This window comes from Silvania sp. (assembly GCF_051656365.1).
Classification (GTDB): domain Bacteria; phylum Pseudomonadota; class Gammaproteobacteria; order Enterobacterales; family Enterobacteriaceae; genus Enterobacter; species Enterobacter hatchlandensis.
In genome coordinates this window covers 74,773-94,057 of the sequence record NZ_JBOGBT010000024.1, presented here as the reverse complement: position 1 = coordinate 94,057, position 19,285 = coordinate 74,773, and the positions used below count along the sequence as shown (strand labels likewise).

Sequence of the window (19,285 nt, the reverse complement as noted above, 5' to 3'; positions counted from 1 at the left end):
TGCGCGGCATTAAGGTTACTGCGGTTTTTTAGTCAGGGTTTCTTTTAGCTGACCGATTAATTCACGACGAAAATCGCCCAGACGCGGTTTATCGTCCTCTGTCCACGGCAGTGGACGGCACAGCTCCATCGCTTTAATCCCTAGTCGGGCCGTCAGCAGCCCGGCACCAATACCCTGCGCCGCGCGCGCCGAAAGCCTGGCGGCCAGATCCTGCGACATCCAGTCCATCCCCACTTCACGCACCAGCTCGCTGGCCCCCGCGAAGGCGATATTCAGCAGCACCAGGCGGAACAGACGCAGGCGACTGTAATAGCCCAGTTCGATGCCATACAGGGTGGCAATGCGGTTAATCAGGCGCAAGTTGCGCCACGCGATAAAGGCCATATCCACCAGCGCCAGTGGGCTGACGGCGATCATCAAGGTGGATTCGGCGGCCGAGCGGCTGATCTCGCGCCGGGCCTGGGCATCCAGCACCGGCTGCACCAGATGGATATACAGGGACACGACTTCCCGGTCGTTTTGCGTTTCGTGGATCGCGGCATACCAGCGCTGCAGGGCCGGATGCGATTGATCGAGCCCGGCCTGCTTTGCCAGTTTTTCGCAAAACGCGCGTCCTTTACCGGTGCCGTGGCTGTGGAGCAGATCCCGGGCTTCGTCGCGCTCATGGGCCCGCTGGCGCAGTCGCCACAGGCGTCGCCATTCGCTGGCAATCGAGCCAACGCCTGCGCCAACGATCAATGCCCCGGCTGCACAGCCGCCCAGCGCCACCCAGTCCTGAGTTTGCCAGGCGTTCATCGCCCACTGCACGCCCTGGCCGACAACCGTCACGCCAGACAGTAACAGCCCTGCGGTGACCATTTTTCGCCACAGGCTGCGTTTTGGGCGCAGCGCGGCGTCCACCACCGCCTCGGCCTGCCCCTCTTCTGCGGGCAACATCTCCGTGACCGCCGGGGCAAAATGCTCGGCCTCGGCGTCAGCAAAGATTTGCGCGGTTTTAAAGGCTTCGCGATTTTCCTGCTCCAGCGTGCCGGTAAAATCGATGCGCGGTTTCAACGGTTCGGTCATCGCAACTTATCTCCAATTAAAAACTCCAGCGCGGCATCGAGGCGAATATGCGGCAGCGGCTGGTCAACATTCATCATCTGCGGGCGGAAAGCCTCGAACTGGAAGCCCTGATTTTGCCAGAACGCCTGGCCCGGCAGCCGGGCGGGCACTTCTCCCGGATAGACCGTCAGCGGCTCGCCGTCACTCAGACGGTTGCCGCGCAGCGCCGGGATCTTTTCGCCGTTGACGTCGATCAGCCCGCTCTGGGTAGCCTGCACTGAGGCAAGCCCCAGGCAGTCCATGCTGATGCCTTCAAAGGCGGCGTTTTGCCAGGCATCCTGCACCAGCTGTTGCAGCAAAGAAACCATATTGGCGTGCTGATCGACCGTGACGTGGTCAGCCTTGGTGGCGGCAAACAGCAGCTTGTCGATAACCGGAGAGAACAAACGCCGGAACAGCGTCCGCTGCCCGTAATGGAAGCTCTGCATCAGTTGGGTGAGTGCCAGGCGCATGTCGTTAAACGCCTGAGGCCCGCCGTTAAGCGGCTGCAGACAGTCCACCAGCACAATCTGGCGATCGAAGCGCAGGAAGTGGTTTTTATAAAAGCCCTTCACCACTTTCTCGCAGTAGTAGTTAAAACGCTCGCGCAGCATGCCCGCATTAGTGTGCTTATCCGCCTGCGCCAGCTTCGACTCGCCCACGCCATCCACATCCGGCCACGGGAAAAATTGTAGCGCCGGAGCACCTGCCATATCGCCGGGTAGCACAAAACGGCCCGGCTGGATAAAGTGCAGGCCATGGTGTTTACAGGTGTGCAAATACTCGGTCCAGGCATCGGCGATGGCCGCCAGCCGGTTTTCGTCGGCCGGCGCCAGCGGATCCAGCCCGGCGCACAGCGCACGCCATTTGGCCGACCACTCCGCCCGCTGTCCGTGCAGCAAACCGGTCATCTGTCGGGACCAGCTTAAATAATCCTGGGCCAGCATCGGCAGGTCGAGCAGCCATTCGCCGGGATAATCGACGATCTCCAGATACAAAGTAGAGGTATCGCGAAAGTGGCGCATCAGTGAGTCGTTCGAGCGGTATCGCAGCGCCAGACGGATTTCACTCACCCCGCGGGTCGGCGTTGGCCAGCTGGGCGGCGCGCCATACAGCTGGGCGAGCCCTTCATCATAGGTAAAGCGCGGAATGCCAAAATCGCGCTGTGGCACGCGTTTAACGCCAAGCAGGCGCTCTTCACGCACCGCGCTTAATAGCGGCAAGCGCGCCCCCGTATGCAGGTTCAACAGCTGATTAACCATCGCCGTAATAAAGGCGGTTTTGCCGCTGCGGCTCAGTCCGGTAACTGCCAGGCGCAAATGACGGTCAACCCCGCGATTAACCAGAGAATTAAGTTCATTTTTAAGTCGCTTCATCGCCGTCCTTCATTGCGTGGAACTCTGAAATCACTTGCTTCAGAATACAATAAATGGGGGCAGATCGTTGATTATCAATTCATAATTATTGCTATTGCCGTTTTCTCTCCAGTAAGATGAGCCAAATTGCTGTCTTTCAGGAGCGAGTAAGGTGTATGTCACCCACCATTTATGATATTGCGCGAGTTGCAGGCGTTTCGAAATCAACCGTGTCCAGAGTTTTGAATAAGCAAACAAATATTTCACCCGAAGCGCGCGAGAAGGTGCTCAAGGCAATTGCAGAATTAAATTATGAACCCAATAAACTCGCCCGCGCCCTGACCTCTTCCGGCTTTGATGCCATAATGGTTATTTCAACCCGTTCTACCAAAACTACAGTCGGCAATCCTTTTTTCTCTGATGTGCTGCATGCCATTACTGCGAAAGCGGAGCAGGAAGGTTTTGACGTTATTTTGCAGACATCAAAAAGCAGTGAAGATGACCTGCTGAAATGTGAAAACAAAATAAAACAGAAAATGATTAAAGGGATCATCATGCTGAGTTCACCGGCAAATGAGTCCTTTTTCTCCAGACTCGATGCCTACGGTATTCCAGTGGTTGTGATCGGTAAAGTAGAAGGTAATTTTGAGAACATTTACTCTGTAGACACCGATAATTTTCATGACAGCGCCACACTGACAGAGACTTTTATTAAACAGGGTCGTCATGATATTGCCTGCCTGCATGCCCCCCTCGATTATCACGTTTCGATCGATCGTCTTGCAGGTTATAAGGCCAGCCTTGAAAAACATCAGGTCACTATTAAGCCTGAGTGGGTCATCGACGGCGGTTATACCCATGAAAGTGCGCTCGCGGCGGCCATTCAATTGTTGTCCTCGCCCATCCCGCCGAATGCGGTATTTGCCACCGACAGCATGAAGCTGCTTAGCCTCTATCGTGCAGCGGATGCGTTAAATATTAAGATCCCTGAGCAGGTTGCAGTGGCGGGTTACAGTGACCCAATGCTGTCGCTCATTTTGACCCCCGTGCCCGCTGGCTTTGATATCCCGACGCGCAAACTGGGTGAAGAGAGTTGCGAGCTTCTGTTCAGACGTATCGCGGGTCAACCCGCGCCGCGAAAGGTGCTGGTGGACACCCATTTTTCCTGTGCTGAGTCTCTGCGCTAACACCAGGGGCGATAACCCCTGGTGTGCAACCGGTCAGAACGCGTAATTTACCCCGATACCTGCATAGTGGAAGCGATCGCTTTCACCTTCATCATGGTGTTCCCATTCATAGGCATATTCCAGGGTCATCGATAAACCATTGCTGAAATCATAGGCATAGAGCAGGCCAAGTCGGTTAAAGTCATGCCCCTCTCGGTCAGGATCGTCTTGCCAGTCCCAGTTTGACCAGCGATCAAGACCGAGGCGAGTATAAGGCGTCAGCGTGGTGCTGCCTAACGAAACCGGCAGATAGGCGCGGATTTCCTGCGTGGAAAATTCGCCATTATTGCGCGAACTATCCATATTAAAGCCACGCTCTAAATAGTAGTTAATTTTGGCCGAAATCGTTTCGTTGATAGTCCAGGTAAAGCCGGTTTCAGTTTCGACCCGACTGTCAGAATAGCCGGTTTCTTCCAGGTCATTGGCAAACTGATACATGGCAAACCAGCCGCTAAAGCGCCAGTCGTTGGTCAGTTTCAGATCCCAGTCCGGCTGAATTTTGTAGCGCTGCATATTTGCAGTTCCGTCTTTAGCACCCTGTTCATCTTTAAAATGATAACTGTAATTACGGAAGCCGCCGGTCAGGCCAAGAACAAAGTCATCGGTACCGATAATGCGATAACGCAATTCAAATTCTGGACGATCGAAATAGGTGCCACGGGTCATGCTGCTATAGTCAACCGGCCCTTCCTGATACATCGCCATGGCAATTGTCCAGGCATCCCATGTGGCATTAAACCACACGGAGGGTTCATATAACCCATCTTTATCGTCACCCTGACCTTCGACATTTTCAATTTCATACATAGCACCAATATTAAAATCCCAGTGTTTTGCGGTTTCCGTTGCCTGCGCGCAGCTAACCCCTGCGCACAGAACAAGCGCAGCGCTTTTTAGTAGAGTACTCATTAAAATATTCCCTATATAATTAACAAACACAAAAGCCGGGAATGGGTATTCCCGGCGAACGAACTTATTATTGGATTGCCATTTCCGTTTCCGCGTCGAAGAAATGGCACTTATTCATATCGAAGCGGATGTCGATATTATCCCCTGCTGCATAGTCATTTGATGCGCCAGCTCGAACGACCAGTTCATGCCCCCCAACGCTGGCGTAGAGCATAAATTCGGCGCCTGTCAGCTCCGCGACGCTGACTTTCGCGGTAATGCTTTCACCCTCGCCCTGTGGCGTAACAATATCTTCCGGACGGATGCCGAATACCACGGCTTTACGCTGGTACCCCTGGCTATTCAGCGCGTTGAGTTTGTCTTCAGGGATCTCAAGCCGCAGTGTTTCGGTGACGAAATAGCGATCGTCTATCGCGCCGCGGATGAAATTCATCGCCGGAGAGCCGATGAAGCCCGCGACAAAAATATTTGCAGGCTGGTTATACACCTGTTTTGGTGCCCCCACCTGCTGAATGATGCCGTCTTTAAGGATCACAATCCGGGTCGCCATGGTCATGGCTTCCGTCTGATCGTGGGTCACGTAGATCATGGTAGTGTTAAGCTTCTGGTGCAGCTTGCTGATTTCAGCGCGCATCTGCACCCGGAGCTTGGCGTCGAGGTTCGAGAGCGGTTCATCCATCAGGAATACCCCGGCTTCGCGCACGATTGCCCTGCCTAATGCCACGCGCTGGCGCTGGCCGCCGGACAGGGCACCAGGTTTGCGCTTAAGGTAATCGCGCAGACCCAGAATTTGCGCCGCCCAGTTCACCCGCTCTTCAATGATTGCTGGCGCAATTTTTTGCATCTTCAGGCCAAACGCCATGTTGTCGTAGACCGTCATGTGCGGGTAGAGCGCGTAGTTCTGGAAAACCATGGCGATATCCCGGGATTTGGCCGGGACATCATTCATGCAGACCCCATCGATCACCAGTTCACCTGCACTGATCTCCTCCAGCCCGGCAATCATACGCAGGGTCGTCGATTTACCGCATCCAGAGGGACCGACGAAGACAATAAACTCTTTATCCTCTATTTCGAGGTTGAAATCCTTCACCACGTGGACATGGTTATCATAGATTTTCTGGATATGTTTCAGAGACAGTTGAGCCATTATTAGTTCCTTATCAATACCGTCCGGGAGGCCCAGAAATCGGTCAGACATTTCCAGGACAGTTCCCGCGTTGAACGAAGTTGTAGCCCCGCATGGTCCAGCCCAGGTCCAATTCCCACCGACTGCATCCCCGCTGCGTTAATTGCCTCGACGCCAGCCGCGGCATCTTCAATGCCGATAGCCTCCTGAGGACGAACATTCAGCCCTGCACAGGCCGTAAGGAAGATCTCCGGATCCGGTTTTGAACAGGCAATGCGGGAGGCATCGGCGCAAAAATCAAACGCCTGCTGTATCCCCAGCGCGCGTAAGATTCCCGGGGCATTCAGTGAGACAGAGGCAAGCCCTGTTCTGACGTTCGCGGCGCGGATCTCAGCTAACACCTCGGGGATGCCGGGAAGCAGTGATTCGTGGGTCAGCGAGGCCAGAGACCGCACATAGAGCGCATTTTTTTTGCTCGCCAGCGCCAGGCGCTGCGGGTGGTCAAACGCCTTCTCCTTCCCACCGTGACGCAGGATCCGCATCAGGGAGTCCATGCGGCTTATCCCCTTAAGTTCTTCGTTGAAGGTTTCGTCAATGGCGATGCCAATCTCCTGCGCCACGGCACGCCAGGCCAGAAAATGGAGATGCGCGGTGTCGGTAATCACGCCATCAAGGTCAAATACAACAGCCTTAAGCATCATGGCCCCTCTCTGTGGTAGCGGTCCCAGAAACGGACGTCATAAAATCCTTGTAAGCAAAGTTTTGCCGCCCCGCTGCACTGAGGATTTTGCCCCACAGCGTCAGAGTGACAGGCATTGAGGTCTCGATGGTTATAACTTCATTTTCAAAGGTGAAGCGCATGCTTGCGTTCCGCCAGCGCAACGGGAAGGTGAGTTTTCGCCAGTGGGCAGGAAGTTTCGGCGCCAGATGCAGTTCCCCGGCCACAATCTGTACACCCGCAAATCCCTGAATCACCCCCGACCATATAGCCCCTGTCGCGGCAGCATGGATCCCCTCATCACTGCTGTGCGGATCGCTGCCCAGATCGATGGCGATGCCGTCCCGCCAGAAGGCGTATGCCCGCTCAGTATCGCCGCAACGCGCGAAAACAATCCCGTGAATGGCTTTGCTCAATGAAGAGTCATGGATGGTGCGTGGCTCGTAGTACGCCAGATTGGCGACACATTGCTGAGGTGTAAATCGTTCCGGCAGCAGGTAGTTGAGCATCACCACATCCGCCTGCTTGAGGATCTGCATCTCGTTCACTTCTGCGCGGGAGTAATCCAGCAGGATGGTCTGTTTACCCGCTTTCTCTTTATAACGACTCAGATCGATAGCCGGTTTCGCCATGAAGCTATCATCCTGAGGCAGTACACCCTCGGCATTCGCCGCCGGCAGCCATAAATGAGTCAGGAAGCGATTAGCGTTTTCCGTAAAGTGCGCATCCTCCCGCCCGAACATCGACATGAACTGGCGGGCACTGGCGACGTTTTGCCAGGCCAGATAGTTGGTATAAGCGTTGTTATTGACGTGCTCCGTGTATTCATCCGGACCAATCACGTCATGGATTTCCAGACGCCCGTTGACTTTCGTGGCGCGCCCCATCCAGAACAGTGCTGTCTCCATCAGCAGCGTCAGACCTTCATTGCGCATGAAGGCGTCATCATGTGTCGCCTGCCAGTAAGCGACGACGGCCCAGGCGATATCCGCCACAATGTGGTGCTCAGCCAGGGCGGATGCCACCTTCTGGCGTACACCGGTGCGGATATTGATTGCCGCGAACTCCGGCGTCTCTTCCTGCCCGCTTGCCGCACTCTCCCACGGGAAAAGTGCACCAGGCCAACCGTTTCTGCGGGCTTTTTCACGTGCTCCCGGCAGGTTTAACCAACGATAGCGCAGTAGACTGCGCGCTGTCTGAGGGCGAGTGAAAAGATGGAAAGGCAGCAGGAATATTTCTGTATCCCAGAAGATGTGCCCTTTATACCCCTCTCCAGTGAGCCCTTTAGCCGCGATACTGCTTCGCTCGTCATGGGCTGGCGTCATGGCGGTTAAATGCCAGACGGCATAGTCCAACGCCATCTGATCCCTTTCTTCCGTGGACGACACCGCTACCCGACTATCGTGCCAGACCTTATCCCAGGCACAGGCAGAACGCGCCAGCAAGGCGGCGTATCCGTGTGCCGCACAGGCCTGGAGTTCGGTGAGAGCGTTACGCGCGAAGGTCTCCATAGACAGCGCTCTGTCTCTGCGGTGAGTGAGCCACACCAGTTTCTCCAGGGTGACCGTCTCCCCCTGCGTGACATTCAGCGCATGGTGAACGGTGATGGAGCGATTTTTAGCGGTAAAGCAACTGTCGCTGTCCATTGAAAGGCGACAACAGGCAGAGATCACCACATCAGCAGCGCGATCCTGGGTTTCATACACCCCCTGCAGATAATGCGGGTCAAACACCCTGACCGAGATCTCATCCAGATGCTGCCTGCCGCTGTTAGTCTGGGTCGCATCGATGCCGGTTTTTAAAACAACCTGCGAGGAGGCATCCAGTGGCGTGATCGAGAGTTGCATAGCCGCTAACGGGAGTTGATCCAGCGACACAAAACGACGGCTTTCGAGACGATAGCGTCTCCCTTGAGATGAGCGCCAGACGACGCTGCGACGTAGCTCGCCATTAGCAAAGGCCAGCTCGCGATGCCAGCTCAGGATCTCCCCTGACAGCAGGGTAAAATTCTCGCCATCCAGTTCAACATCAATGCCGGTAATGTCCGGAAGATTGACCAGCTCGCTTGATTCGTTATGGCCCGCGCGATGATACAGACCAGCAAGGTACATTCCTCGGGTTTGCTGAGTGTAATCTTCTTCATGGGTGGCGCGAATGCCCATAAAGCCGTTACCGCAGGCCATAATGGAGGCGTATTTATTCAGGCTGTGCGGGCAAAAGTCCGGATCGGTTAATACAGACAGGTTCAGCATAACGTCACACTTTCCCCTTTTTCGGCTGCTTCATACAGCGCAGCGACTAATTGCTGGATGACCAGCCCCTGCTCTGCATCGGCGATCATCACGGGTTCCCCCATCACGTGTCGAACAAAGGCCTCCATGCTGCGTAAATGACGCTGATCGTCAGCCTCTTCACGCTGGCTAAGCGTCTGTAAAATCCCGCCTTCATCGTTGTAGATATGCGCCGGGAACAGCGTTGCCCCGGCCTTTTCACCGCAGAATGCGACATTCATAATGGACTGCTCACGGATATTAAGCGCAAACGACGTGTCCAGACGCAGCACGCCGCCATTGCAGAATTCAATGGTGCCAAACAGGGCATCTTCCACGGTGAACTGAGCGGGATCCCACTCGCCGAACTGACCGCTGTTTTTACGGTTTCCCAGCTTCTGGAAACTGTGTGCCGTCACCCGTTTTACTGCCGGGAAGCCCAGCACATACATCGCGGCATCCAGCATATGAATGCCGATATCAATCAAAGGTCCGCCACCCTGCAGCGATTTATTGGTAAAGACGCCCCAGCCAGGCACCCCGCAGCGACGCAGGGCCTGCGCCGTGGTGAAGTAAATTTCACCGAATGTCCCGTTCAGCACGGCTTCACGCAGCAGTTGCGTATCAAGTGCAAAACGATGATGAAAATCATACGCCAGCACTTTTCCCGCCCTACGGGCCGCGACGCGCATTTCATCGGCCTGTTGTGGCGTCATGGCGGGGGGTTTTTCACACATCACATGACACCCTGACTCCAGCGCCGCCATAACATGTTCAAAATGAAAGCGGTTAGGCGAACAGACGCTCACCACATCCGGTTTTACTGCCTGCAGCATCTCGTGCGCGTCCTGCCATGCAGAAGGAATAGCATGACGTTCCGCAAACGCCTGAGCCTGTTCCAGGCGGCTGTCCATGACAGCCACCATCCGAACATCACTGCGCGTGGCGTAGTACGAGGCATGCACTTTGTCTGCAACCTGCCCGGCACCAATGATGGCGACGCGCAGAGGCAAAAGTGTTGAAGCACTCATCACGCTTGTCATCCTTAGCATTCACGCAAATAAGTGAGGGAGTCCTGATAAGCCTGCGCAGGATCGTCGGCACGAACACGACACTCGTAAACCACATAGCCCTGATAATTGTCGGCACGCAGCCGATCGAACAGGGTGGCAAAGTCGAGGCTGCCACTTCCCGGCTGATAGCGATGGTTATCGGCGATATGCACGTGCCCCAGCAGATCCCGGTTGTGGTGCAGCGCGTCGGTTATCGAATCTTCTTCAATGTTCATATGATAGAAATCGCCGATGATTTGCACCTGTTTCAGGGCGTTCTCTTCGATATAGCGACGGGCATCGGCCAGGGTGTTGATCATATGGTCCTGATAGCGGTTCAGCGGCTCCAGGTAGACGGTGGTTCCGGTGCGCGCCGCCACTTCATCCAGCCAGCGCAGCGAAGCGCTTACCGCTTTGCGATCGCCTTCGAGACTGCGCGGAGAGGTCATTGGCGGCAGGCGGAAGGTAAACATCCCCCAGGCAGCCGGAACGATAATCCCCTTCCCGCCCACTTCGGCGAGCGCTTCAAGGATACGTTCAATCTGCTGTAACCCGTTCAGGCGACGCTCTTCGATAAAGTCACCTATCCAGCCGTCGTAGCCGCCGCATGCGGTGGTGACGGGTAAGCCGGTGGCTTTGATAGCGGCTTTTACCTCGTCCAGATTTTCCACCAGCAGTTTGCCGTCAATCTCATAGCCATCAAATCCCATCGCTTTGATGTACTGGAATTTTTCGAGGATGGTGGTCGGGAAAAAAGCCTGGTTTTGCGTTGCGATTTTCATTGTCTGCTCTCCTTAGCTTAGAAAGTGATGCCCATTTTGATGCTCAGTTCCGGGTGCCGATCGACATACTGCATATAGTTCTCTGCGCTGGTGGTAAACGTCACCACCGGGTCGATCAGATCCTCGCAGTTGAGATAACCGTTCATCAGCAGTTCCCAGCAGGTCTCTTCGATACGCTTGCGGTCCCAGCGTGGGTAATCCGGATTAGGTTCACTGCTGGCGCGGGAGAAGACAATCTTCGCATTATTGAAATGCGCTTCGCGACCGAGGTTGAATCCCTCTGCGAACGGTTTTGCAAAGGCAACATAGGAGATGGTGCCACCATAGGCAAGACCGCGCAGCGCAGACTGCAGCGCATCGGCAAAGCCGCTGGTTTCAATAATCACGTCGGCACCCTGTTTACCGGTGAGTTTTTTGATTTCCAGACCGACATCGGTACCCATCGGGTTCAGACAGTAATCCGCCCCGTGACGGCGGGCAATATCGCAGCGGTGAGCGATAGGATCGACCCCAATGACCACGGAAGCCCCGGCTTTTTTCGCCAGTTGAATGGCTATCTGCCCGATGGCCCCCAGACCAACAACGACGACGAAATCCCCTACCCGCACGTTGGCATCGCGCACGCCACTCATGGCGAACTGCGCCGGGTCATAGCAGACGGCATTTTTCCACGAGGCGCCCTGCGGCATTTTGCGCAGTTTGTAGTTGTTGACGGCATTCACGATCACCGTCTCCTGAAGGGGCCCGTAGCAGCAGACGCTGTCACCGATCCGGTATTCCGTCACATCGGCACCGCATTCGACGATGTCGCCCACGATCATATTGCCCAGCTGGAACTTACCGAATTCGATCCCGCGAGCTGCCCCCTCTTCACGCGGGGTAAACATCTGCCACTCCGCGTTAAACTCTTCATCGATAAAGGGACTTGCCGCGCGAAAATCCACCACTTCGGTGCCGTGTTTTGGCGCACCAAAACGGGCGCGAATTTTCACTTCGTGAACGGCAACCGGACGATCTTCATATTCCACCAGCGCCGCTACGCGAGGCGCTGTCGCAACTAACTTCTTCATGACTGACTCCTTGTTAAAATCGGCCGCCTCAGCCCTTAACGCCACCGGCGGTCAAACCACTTTTAATAAAACGTTCAGACAGCGCGTACATGATGACCACCGGCAGAGCCGTCACCAGCGATGCCGCCATCATCCGACCCCAGATATAATCTGGCGTACTGAAGAGCGTGTTCAGCCCAACCGGCAACGTGAAGTTGCTGGCGCTGGAGAGGAAAATGGAGGCAAAAAGATAGTCGTTCCACGCCACCATGAAGCAGTAGACAAAGACCGACACCAGCCCGGAAATGGCCAGCGGCACGGTGATGCGGAAGATGATTTGCAGCCGGTTCAGGCCATCCATCATTGCGGCTTCTTCAATTTCATCCGGGATGGTGTCGAAATAGCTGCGCAGCATAAATACCGCCGTCGGCAACGTCTGAGTCACCATGGTGATGATGAGCGCCAGTTCGGTGTCATAGATACCTAACGCGGTAATAATTTTGAACAGCGGCACCACCAGCAAAATCCCGGAGAACATGTAGACGGTGTAAAAGCTCGCATTAATGGTCGCCCGCCCTTTGAAACGTAGTTTGGACAGGGCGTACGCCCCAAGCGTGCCGAGGAAAACGGCAATAATTGACGAGGTCAGCGAGACCACCATGCTGTTCTGGAAATAATCCACAAACGGGAAGATCAACGGATTAAAGATGTCGATGTAATGCTGCAGCGTCCAGTCCTGCGGCAGAATCGTTGGATGCAGCGATATCGCCTCTTTCGCACTCTTGAATGAGGTCATCAGCATCACAAAGAACGGGAAAAGCGTGATAATCAGAAACACCGCCAGCCCCAGATAAAAACCAATACGGCCCAGTACGCGTTTATTTGTTGCCATTGAGGTTTACCCTTTTTCTGGTCAGCAGAATGACGGCGAAAATGATCACGAACAGCACCACAGAGATGGCGGCGGCTTTACCCAGATCGTTGAATGCAAAGGCAGTTTTGTAGAGATAAACGCCCAGAATATCGACCTTGGTGGTCAGCAGATACACATCCGCAAACATGTAAAACATCCAGATGGTTCGCAAGGTAATGACCGTTGCCAGCACCGGCATAATCGCGGGCAGCGTGACGATGCGAAAACGCTGCCACGCGTTCGCCCCGTCCATTTCCGCCGCTTCGTACAGCGACTTATCAATGGTCTGCAAAATCGCCAGGAACGAGATAAACGCGTACGGGAAATAGCGCCAGATAGCGAACAGCACCACCAGCACAAAACTGCTGCCAGGGTTGTCGAACCACAGCGGGGCCTGGTCATAGAGATGCAGCAGATCCACGCCCAGATAGTTCACAATTCCATAGCCGTTGTTGAACATGTACTTCCAGGCAAACACCAGCGAGATCGACGGTGTGACATAGGAGAGGATCACCAGAGAACGCGCCGTTTTACGCAGGCGAAACTCCCGGTTAAAGAAGATGGCGACGGCCAATCCCAACCCGGTACTCCCCAGCACTACCAGCGCCGTATACCAGAACGTCATCCATAAGGAGTGCCAGAAGGCTGCGTCACTCAGGATGCGGATGTAGTTATCCAGCCCGACAAACACCGCACTCACTCGCGGGTTTAAGGGCAAGCGTAAAAAGCTGATTTCAATGTTGGAAATCATCGGCCAGGCTACCAGGCCCCCCAGCAAAATCAGGCTGGGGGCCAACAGCAGCATGGCGAAAGGCATATCTGAACGACCAGAAAACAACGTCTTCATAATTCCCTTGCGCAGTGCGCTCCTATCGTTGTGAAATCAGGTCAGTCAGTTGCTTCTGGCTGTTGCTTAACGTTGCGCTGAGATCCTGTTGCCCCACCGTCACGTTATGCACCATGGAACTGATGATGCCGGAACCTGTTACGTCGCCCATGCGGGTGAAATTTTTGTCGCCCACGGCGCCAAATACCTGGATATTCGGGAACTGAGAGATCAGCTCATAAGGCAACTGTCCAAAGGCTTTGATCACCTCGTTGTTTTTCCAGGTTTCGGTGCCGACCACCAGCTTGTTCACTGGCAGCGCGGCACCCGGGGACATCATTACCCAGTCGGTAGCGTTTTGAGCCTGCTCCATCCAGGTGACAAATTTCTCTGCCGCTTTGGTTTCTTCTTCGGTTTGCCCGCTAGTGATGGTCAGCGACGTGACCATGCCGTAGACCGCTGAGGATTTTTCAGTCGGGACGACAAATCCCAGATTGGCGGGAGTTCCGTCTTTGAAGACGGCCGGCAGGATGTAGGTGGAGTAAACGGCCATTGGCGCAGAGCCGTTCATAAAGGCGTCCTTGATCTCCATAACATCGTTCGATCCCGGCATGGTGGTCGCCGCCAGACGTTTATACAACGCCAGCGCTTTTGCCATTTCAGGGGTATTAATTTCGATATTGCCTTTAACATCAAACACGTTTGCGCCACCCGACAGGGCAAACTGCGAGAACGCTTGCTCAGTCATCACGCTTTCAGCGGTAGGCAGGGCAATGCCGTAATGTTTGTTGGCCGGGTCGTTAAACGTCTGGCTGGCTTTCAGCAACTGTTCCCAGTTTTTCGGCTCCTCAAGACCCGCGGCGGCAAGCACGTCTTTGTGGTACCAGACGCCGGAAAGCCAGGCGCTGATCGGCACACCCGTCCAGGCTTTGCCATCTTCAGTGCGAACAACGCGCAAGATCCCGTCGTAGAAAGTGCTTTCACCTACGGCGTTAATGGCTTCGCTAATAGCGGCACGGTCCAGCAACTGCTCTTTATCCATGACTTTGGCGTAATCGTGACTGATTTCGATCACTTCCGGCAGGGCCCCGGTTCGGGCCAGGGTAATCACCTTGGTGTTGTAGGCATCCTCTTCCACCGGCACCTGCTTCACCCGGATGGTGGGATTCTCTTTTTCGAATTTCTCAATCAGTTTCGTAATAACCGCCTGACGCTCCTGTTCGACTGACGAGTGCATAAACTCAATGGTGACTGCAGACTGTTTGTCTTGCTTGCAGCCTGATAACAGGGCGCACGAAACCAGTGCTGACATCAGCACTATCCGGGGCATTTTCATTTTTAAGGTCCTTTTTTAGTTTTCTTTAATCCACATAACCTGCCATGGATTAAGGGTCAGAGTCGTACCATTAATATCGCTTCCGGTAATTAATTCCCTGCCGGTTTCAATACTTGAATGAATGTTTAGATTTTGATCGCTGAAATTAAACAATGCAGTAATACGCTCGCCATTATCTGCCGTACGAATAATCTTAAAAACATGCTCCCCAGATGTCTCAAAAATCGACTGACTGTCTGGATGGAACGCTTTTTCTGCCCGACGCACCGCAATTAAACTTTTCAATCGATGATAAATTTTATGCCGAAGGTTACTCTTATCCTCGAGCTCGCAATCTATTTCACCGGCGCTGTATTTTTTCCGGTTAATGGCACGGTTATATCCCAGTCGCTCTACCCCGGCATAATCATTACGGGATCCAATAATACTTTGGATATAGATGGCGGGTACGCCCGGGAAACTCAACAGTACGGCATGTGCCAGGATAAAGCGGGCAATCCGCTGATTATCGTCGCTCGCCTTCGGGCTTAATGCATCAAGGTAGGCGACATTTATTTCATATGGACTTCGCGTGCCATCAGGATTATTTTTCCAGTTAACCAGCGCGCCTTCGCTCTGCAGTGTTTCTACCAGGGCGAGGATCTCTGACTCGGGTAAAATACCGCGTAAAGGATTGAGCCCGATACCATCGTGCGACGCCAAAAAATTAAACCAGGTGGTTTGTTGTGAAGGTAGCGTCAGTGACGCCGCCCACCGACAGAGCGCCTGGACATCCTGACAATGAACGGCGTGCAGCACAAGCGGAGGCAGAGAGAACTGATACACCATCTGCGCTTCATTTTCGCCATCGCCAAAGTAAGAGATGTTGTCTTTATGCGGAACGTTTGTCTCGGTGATCAGCACCGTGCCCGGCGCCACAACATCCGTAATGGCGCGAAAGAGCTGGATAAGGCGGTGGGTTTGCTCAAGATGAATGCAGCTGGTTCCAGGAGTCTTCCACATAAATCCGACGGCATCCAGGCGGATATAGTTCGCCCCTTCAACAAGATAATGAAGCAGCACGTCTACCATCGCAATCAGCACCTGAGGCGAGGCGAAATTGAGATCGACCTGGTCCTCGCTGAAGGTGGTCCACAGATGCCGGACGGTTCCATCATGTAGGGTGAAAGGCGTCAAAAGAGGCAATGCCCGCGGGCGTGTTACTGCCGATAAGTCGGTTTGAGGATCGACTGAAATAAAAAAGTCTTCATAGCCAGGCGTTTGATTAAGGTAATGCGCAAACCACTGGCTTTTTGCCGACATATGGTTGCAAACAAAATCAAACATTAAATTGGTTGACTTTTTTAAGTCAGCAATGTCATTCCACGTCCCGCTTTCAGGTGCGACGGCGTGATAATCAATAACGGAAAAACCATCATCAGAAGACCAGGGATAAAAAGGCAAAAGATGAACATGAGAAAAGGAGTGAGAAAGCCAGTCATTATAAAATCGGGTAAATACCGGCAGTGCTTTCTCCCCTTTTCCCGAGAACTGATCTGCATAGGTAATCAGGACAATATCTTTTTCATCCCATCCTGCTTTACGCTTTTCAGTAATTACAGCCCCAGCGTTGTCAATTTTCTCAATCAGCACCTTCCAATGCACGTCAGAAAAAGACTCTCCGTAAACAAAACGTATTAAACTTTTAATTTTAGCGTTCACATTATTTTCCATGGTAGCGGTCCCACGGAGGGCAATCTACTCCCATGAAAAATATCTGTCAACGGACCAGAGAGGAGAAAAAGAGATTCAGAAAGCAGCTCAGCGCATTATTGTGAACTGCCGCAAAGAAAGATGAAAAAAGTAGTGAAACGTTGCCTGCCCTCTCCGGATAAAGAAAAGGGCTCAGGTAAGGGGGAGGTCAGGAGAAGTAACGGCGGGAAACGCGTTTTGCCAGCTTTTTCAGCATCGGCTCCAGTGCCACCGCCAGCAGCATCCGGAGGGGTTTGCGGGCAACCGATTTAATCGCCCAGCCCGCCACGCCAGCCGGGCCGTAGCGCAGTGCGGTGAGTAGAACCAGCTTCCCTGCGAATTTAAGGCCCGGCTTGACCTGTTGCCCGGCTTGTTGCCAGCGTTGATTCATATCAGTTCTCTCAGTTAAAGCTGACGAAAACGGCTTCGCAGCGAGAAGGTATCAGAGGTGACATATCGCTCCATTGTGCGCAGACGTTGCTCACCGGCAGCCAGTTCGGCATCGACCGCATCCAGCAGCTCACTGCTGGTGGGGGCGTCTTCACTATTCATCGCGCTGTCCGGCATCGGATCCAGCACGAAGGATAAAATGATATAGGCCACCAGGGTAATAAAGGCCAGGCCAAAGAAAATGGAGAGCACCGTGACCACGCGCACCAGCTTCACCGGCACGTCGAGGTAGTGCGCCAGTCCGGCGCAGACGCCGCGTACCATCCCCTGCTGGGGAATTCGCCACAGCTTTTTATTCAGATTCAGTCCGGCCATTAACGATCCCTCCAGTTCGGATGTTCCGCATCCAGGATGGCTTCCAGCGCCTGAATACGTTCACGCATTTTTTTCGCGTCGTCGGTTAACTGTCCCAGCCGCTGCTGTTCGCTTTGCGACAGCTCGCCCCGGGAAGAACGGTTGCTGTAATGCAGCCACAGCCAGATCGGCAAAACAAACAGCACGAAAATGGTCAGTGGAATGGCCAGGAAAAGCGCGCTCATGTGTACTCCTTGTCTTACGATGAGTGGCGGCGCCAGCACATGACGCCGCAGGTGTTATTATTGGTTGTCTTGTTTCATTTTGGCTTTCAGCGCAGCCAGCTGTTCGCTAATGGCATCATCGGCCTGCAGGTCGGCAAACTGCTGATCCAGCGATTTCTGTTTGCCAAATCCGTGGCTTTCCGCTTCGGCTTCCATCTGATCGATACGGCGTTCGAATGACTCAAAACGGGCCATCGCCTCATCAATTTTGCCACTGTCGAGCTGACGACGCACGTCGCGGGAAGAATTCGCCGCCTGATGACGCAGGGTCAATGCCTGCTGACGCGCACGGGTTTCGCTCAGTTTGTTCTCAAGCTCAGCGATCTCTTTTTTCATCCGGACGAGCGTTTCATCTACCAGCGTGACTTCCTGCTCCAGCGTCGCCACGATGTCGGTCATTTTCTGTTTTTCGATCAGCGCCGAGCGGGCCAGATCGTCTTTATCTTTACGCAGCGCCAGCTCCGCTTTTTCCTGCCATTCGGTCTGCTGAGCCGTTGCTTGTTCGATACGACGCGATAACTGCTTTTTCTCTGCCAGCGCACGGGCGGAGGTGGAACGCACTTCGACCAGCGTATCTTCCATTTCCTGAATCATCAGACGCACCAGCTTCTGCGGATCTTCGGCCTTTTCCAGCAGAGAGTTGATGTTGGCGTTCACGATGTCGGCAAAACGAGAAAAAATACCCATAATTCAATCCTCACATTTCTGTTATCGGGCTAAGCCCTGCTGAGTAGCTAATACAATTTCCGTGCCAGTTTTTTATGTCATTGATTTTCAATAAGGTGATTGCTTTTTCGCCCGATCGATTCTACTCTCGCTTAGTGAATCACACTAATAAGTGGTTAATTTCATCATGACAGAATTTAAAGACAATTTACTTGGGGAAGCTAACAGCTTTCTCGAAGTGCTGGAGCAGGTATCGCGCCTGGCCCCGCTCAATAAGCCGGTGCTGATTATCGGCGAACGCGGAACCGGCAAAGAGCTGATCGCTAACCGGCTTCACTACCTGTCCGGGCGCTGGGACGGGCCGTTTATCTCCCTGAACTGCGCCGCCCTGAACGAGAACTTGCTTGATACGGAGCTGTTTGGCCATGAGGCTGGCGCGTTTACCGGCGCGCAAAAACGCCATCCGGGCCGCTTTGAGCGCGCCGACGGCGGGACATTGTTCCTTGACGAGCTGGCAACCGCCCCGATGCTGGTGCAGGAAAAACTGCTGCGCGTCATTGAGTATGGCGAGCTCGAGCGGGTGGGCGGCAGTCAGCCCCTGCAGGTGAACGTGCGGCTGGTCTGCGCCACCAACGCCAATCTCCCGGAGATGGTCGAGCACGATAAGTTCCGTGCAGACCTGCTCGACAGGCTGGCGTTTGACGTGGTGCAGCTCCCGCCCCTGCGCGAGCGGCGCAGCGATATCATGCTGCTGGCTGAGCAGTTCGCCATTCAGATGTGCCGCGAACTGGGCCTTCAGCTGTTCCCGGGCTTTAGCGACGGCGCCCGCGAGACGCTGCTGGACTATCGCTGGCCGGGCAATATCCGCGAGCTAAAAAACGTGGTTGAGCGTTCGGTGTATCGCCACGGCAGCAGCGAGACCGAGCTGGATCAGATTGTGATCGACCCGTTTCATCGCCCTGCACAGCCGCAGCCTGACGCACCGCGGACGCCGGGTTCACCGACCCTGCCGCTGGATTTACGCCAGTTCCAGTTGGATCAGGAAAAACAGCTGCTGGAGAAGAGCCTGAACGAGGCAAAATTTAATCAGAAACGCGCGGCTGAACGGCTGGGTCTGACCTACCATCAATTAAGGGCATTGCTCAAAAAGCATCAAATGCGCTGACATTATCGGCACTTACCCGCAGACATTTTTACGAAGCAGGTGTAAGT

The 19,285-nt window shown here is 54.1% G+C and carries 19 protein-coding genes; 2 read left to right on the top strand and 17 right to left on the bottom strand.

What is annotated here, in order from left to right; translation table 11 throughout:
* Positions 1-15: 15 nt before the first annotated feature.
* Positions 16-1,065, bottom strand: a complete 1,050-nt coding sequence (locus ACRDD5_RS04795; protein WP_271284221.1) for a YcjF family protein — start codon at positions 1,063-1,065, stop codon at positions 16-18.
* The gene (locus ACRDD5_RS04790; RefSeq protein WP_438676076.1) at positions 1,062-2,459 is read right to left on the bottom strand and encodes a YcjX family protein; all 1,398 of its coding nucleotides are present in this window, start codon (positions 2,457-2,459) and stop codon (positions 1,062-1,064) included. The genes ACRDD5_RS04795 and ACRDD5_RS04790 overlap by 4 nt, the downstream gene beginning before the upstream one ends.
* Positions 2,460-2,614: 155 nt before the next feature.
* Between ACRDD5_RS04790 and ACRDD5_RS04785 the strand changes: the two genes are divergently transcribed.
* On the top strand, positions 2,615-3,625 hold the full coding sequence (locus ACRDD5_RS04785; protein ID WP_438676075.1) for a LacI family DNA-binding transcriptional regulator: 1,011 nt from the start codon (positions 2,615-2,617) through the stop codon (positions 3,623-3,625).
* A 33-nt stretch (positions 3,626-3,658) separates the two neighbouring features.
* Here ACRDD5_RS04785 and ACRDD5_RS04780 read toward each other — a convergent pair whose 3' ends face one another.
* From ACRDD5_RS04780 to pspA, 15 genes are all read right to left on the bottom strand, one after another.
* Positions 3,659-4,573: an OmpG family monomeric porin gene (locus ACRDD5_RS04780; RefSeq protein WP_438676074.1), complete on the bottom strand. Its 915-nt coding sequence runs from the start codon at positions 4,571-4,573 to the stop codon at positions 3,659-3,661.
* Between the two features lie 67 nt (positions 4,574-4,640).
* A complete protein-coding gene (locus tag ACRDD5_RS04775; RefSeq protein ID WP_438676073.1) occupies positions 4,641-5,723 on the bottom strand; it encodes an ABC transporter ATP-binding protein in 1,083 nt (360 codons plus the stop codon).
* 2 nt (positions 5,724-5,725) lie between these two features.
* Entirely contained in the window at positions 5,726-6,403 is a 678-nt protein-coding gene (pgmB, locus tag ACRDD5_RS04770; protein ID WP_438676072.1) for a beta-phosphoglucomutase, read from the bottom strand.
* The gene (locus tag ACRDD5_RS04765; protein ID WP_438676071.1) at positions 6,393-8,672 is read right to left on the bottom strand and encodes a glycoside hydrolase family 65 protein; all 2,280 of its coding nucleotides are present in this window, start codon (positions 8,670-8,672) and stop codon (positions 6,393-6,395) included. The genes pgmB and ACRDD5_RS04765 overlap by 11 nt, the downstream gene beginning before the upstream one ends.
* Positions 8,666-9,724, bottom strand: coding sequence for a Gfo/Idh/MocA family protein (locus ACRDD5_RS04760; protein WP_271284214.1), 1,059 nt, complete (start codon positions 9,722-9,724; stop codon positions 8,666-8,668). The genes ACRDD5_RS04765 and ACRDD5_RS04760 overlap by 7 nt, the downstream gene beginning before the upstream one ends.
* An 11-nt stretch (positions 9,725-9,735) precedes the next feature.
* Positions 9,736-10,524 carry a sugar phosphate isomerase/epimerase family protein gene (locus ACRDD5_RS04755; RefSeq protein WP_271284213.1) on the bottom strand — a complete coding sequence of 263 codons (789 nt, stop codon included), beginning with the start codon at positions 10,522-10,524 and terminating at the stop codon, positions 9,736-9,738.
* Positions 10,525-10,541: 17 nt separating this feature from the next.
* Positions 10,542-11,594, bottom strand: a complete 1,053-nt coding sequence (locus ACRDD5_RS04750) for a zinc-dependent alcohol dehydrogenase (RefSeq protein ID WP_438676070.1) — start codon at positions 11,592-11,594, stop codon at positions 10,542-10,544.
* 28 nt (positions 11,595-11,622) lie between these two features.
* Complete coding sequence (locus tag ACRDD5_RS04745; RefSeq protein WP_438676069.1) at positions 11,623-12,465, bottom strand: carbohydrate ABC transporter permease; 843 nt, start codon at positions 12,463-12,465, stop codon at positions 11,623-11,625.
* Complete coding sequence (locus ACRDD5_RS04740; RefSeq protein WP_271284210.1) at positions 12,452-13,333, bottom strand: carbohydrate ABC transporter permease; 882 nt, start codon at positions 13,331-13,333, stop codon at positions 12,452-12,454. The genes ACRDD5_RS04745 and ACRDD5_RS04740 overlap by 14 nt, the downstream gene beginning before the upstream one ends.
* A gap of 22 nt (positions 13,334-13,355) precedes the next feature.
* Entirely contained in the window at positions 13,356-14,648 is a 1,293-nt protein-coding gene (locus tag ACRDD5_RS04735) for an ABC transporter substrate-binding protein (RefSeq protein WP_438676068.1), read from the bottom strand.
* A 15-nt stretch (positions 14,649-14,663) separates the two neighbouring features.
* Positions 14,664-16,361, bottom strand: a complete 1,698-nt coding sequence (locus ACRDD5_RS04730) for an alpha-amylase family glycosyl hydrolase (RefSeq protein WP_438676067.1) — start codon at positions 16,359-16,361, stop codon at positions 14,664-14,666.
* A 187-nt stretch (positions 16,362-16,548) separates the two neighbouring features.
* Entirely contained in the window at positions 16,549-16,770 is a 222-nt protein-coding gene (pspD, locus tag ACRDD5_RS04725; RefSeq protein ID WP_271284207.1) for a phage shock protein PspD, read from the bottom strand.
* A gap of 14 nt (positions 16,771-16,784) precedes the next feature.
* A complete protein-coding gene (gene pspC / locus ACRDD5_RS04720; RefSeq protein WP_438676066.1) occupies positions 16,785-17,144 on the bottom strand; it encodes an envelope stress response membrane protein PspC in 360 nt (119 codons plus the stop codon).
* On the bottom strand, positions 17,144-17,368 hold the full coding sequence (gene pspB, locus ACRDD5_RS04715; protein WP_271267480.1) for an envelope stress response membrane protein PspB: 225 nt from the start codon (positions 17,366-17,368) through the stop codon (positions 17,144-17,146). The genes pspC and pspB overlap by 1 nt, the downstream gene beginning before the upstream one ends.
* A 57-nt stretch (positions 17,369-17,425) precedes the next feature.
* Positions 17,426-18,094 (bottom strand): phage shock protein PspA, encoded by a 669-nt coding sequence (gene pspA / locus ACRDD5_RS04710; protein ID WP_438676065.1) that lies wholly within the window; start codon positions 18,092-18,094, stop codon positions 17,426-17,428.
* 166 nt (positions 18,095-18,260) lie between these two features.
* Between pspA and pspF the strand changes: the two genes are divergently transcribed.
* Positions 18,261-19,238, top strand: coding sequence for a phage shock protein operon transcriptional activator (gene pspF / locus ACRDD5_RS04705; RefSeq protein WP_438676064.1), 978 nt, complete (start codon positions 18,261-18,263; stop codon positions 19,236-19,238).
* Positions 19,239-19,285: the final 47 nt, after the last annotated feature.

What these genes read in the sequence shown, in the direction of transcription:
- ACRDD5_RS04795 (WP_271284221.1), bottom strand. Translation starts at nt 1,065, where the DNA reads ATGACCGAACCGTTGAAACCGCGCATCGATTTTACCGGCACGCTGGAG.
- ACRDD5_RS04790 (WP_438676076.1), bottom strand. Translation starts at nt 2,459, where the DNA reads ATGAAGCGACTTAAAAATGAACTTAATTCTCTGGTTAATCGCGGGGTT.
- ACRDD5_RS04785 (WP_438676075.1), top strand. Translation starts at nt 2,615, where the DNA reads ATGTCACCCACCATTTATGATATTGCGCGAGTTGCAGGCGTTTCGAAA.
- ACRDD5_RS04780 (WP_438676074.1), bottom strand. Translation starts at nt 4,573, where the DNA reads ATGAGTACTCTACTAAAAAGCGCTGCGCTTGTTCTGTGCGCAGGGGTT.
- ACRDD5_RS04775 (WP_438676073.1), bottom strand. Translation starts at nt 5,723, where the DNA reads ATGGCTCAACTGTCTCTGAAACATATCCAGAAAATCTATGATAACCAT.
- pgmB (WP_438676072.1), bottom strand. Translation starts at nt 6,403, where the DNA reads ATGATGCTTAAGGCTGTTGTATTTGACCTTGATGGCGTGATTACCGAC.
- ACRDD5_RS04765 (WP_438676071.1), bottom strand. Translation starts at nt 8,672, where the DNA reads ATGCTGAACCTGTCTGTATTAACCGATCCGGACTTTTGCCCGCACAGC.
- ACRDD5_RS04755 (WP_271284213.1), bottom strand. Translation starts at nt 10,524, where the DNA reads ATGAAAATCGCAACGCAAAACCAGGCTTTTTTCCCGACCACCATCCTC.
- ACRDD5_RS04750 (WP_438676070.1), bottom strand. Translation starts at nt 11,594, where the DNA reads ATGAAGAAGTTAGTTGCGACAGCGCCTCGCGTAGCGGCGCTGGTGGAA.
- ACRDD5_RS04745 (WP_438676069.1), bottom strand. Translation starts at nt 12,465, where the DNA reads ATGGCAACAAATAAACGCGTACTGGGCCGTATTGGTTTTTATCTGGGG.
- ACRDD5_RS04740 (WP_271284210.1), bottom strand. Translation starts at nt 13,333, where the DNA reads ATGAAGACGTTGTTTTCTGGTCGTTCAGATATGCCTTTCGCCATGCTG.
- ACRDD5_RS04735 (WP_438676068.1), bottom strand. Translation starts at nt 14,648, where the DNA reads ATGAAAATGCCCCGGATAGTGCTGATGTCAGCACTGGTTTCGTGCGCC.
- ACRDD5_RS04730 (WP_438676067.1), bottom strand. Translation starts at nt 16,361, where the DNA reads ATGGAAAATAATGTGAACGCTAAAATTAAAAGTTTAATACGTTTTGTT.
- pspD (WP_271284207.1), bottom strand. Translation starts at nt 16,770, where the DNA reads ATGAATCAACGCTGGCAACAAGCCGGGCAACAGGTCAAGCCGGGCCTT.
- pspC (WP_438676066.1), bottom strand. Translation starts at nt 17,144, where the DNA reads ATGGCCGGACTGAATCTGAATAAAAAGCTGTGGCGAATTCCCCAGCAG.
- pspB (WP_271267480.1), bottom strand. Translation starts at nt 17,368, where the DNA reads ATGAGCGCGCTTTTCCTGGCCATTCCACTGACCATTTTCGTGCTGTTT.
- pspA (WP_438676065.1), bottom strand. Translation starts at nt 18,094, where the DNA reads ATGGGTATTTTTTCTCGTTTTGCCGACATCGTGAACGCCAACATCAAC.
- pspF (WP_438676064.1), top strand. Translation starts at nt 18,261, where the DNA reads ATGACAGAATTTAAAGACAATTTACTTGGGGAAGCTAACAGCTTTCTC.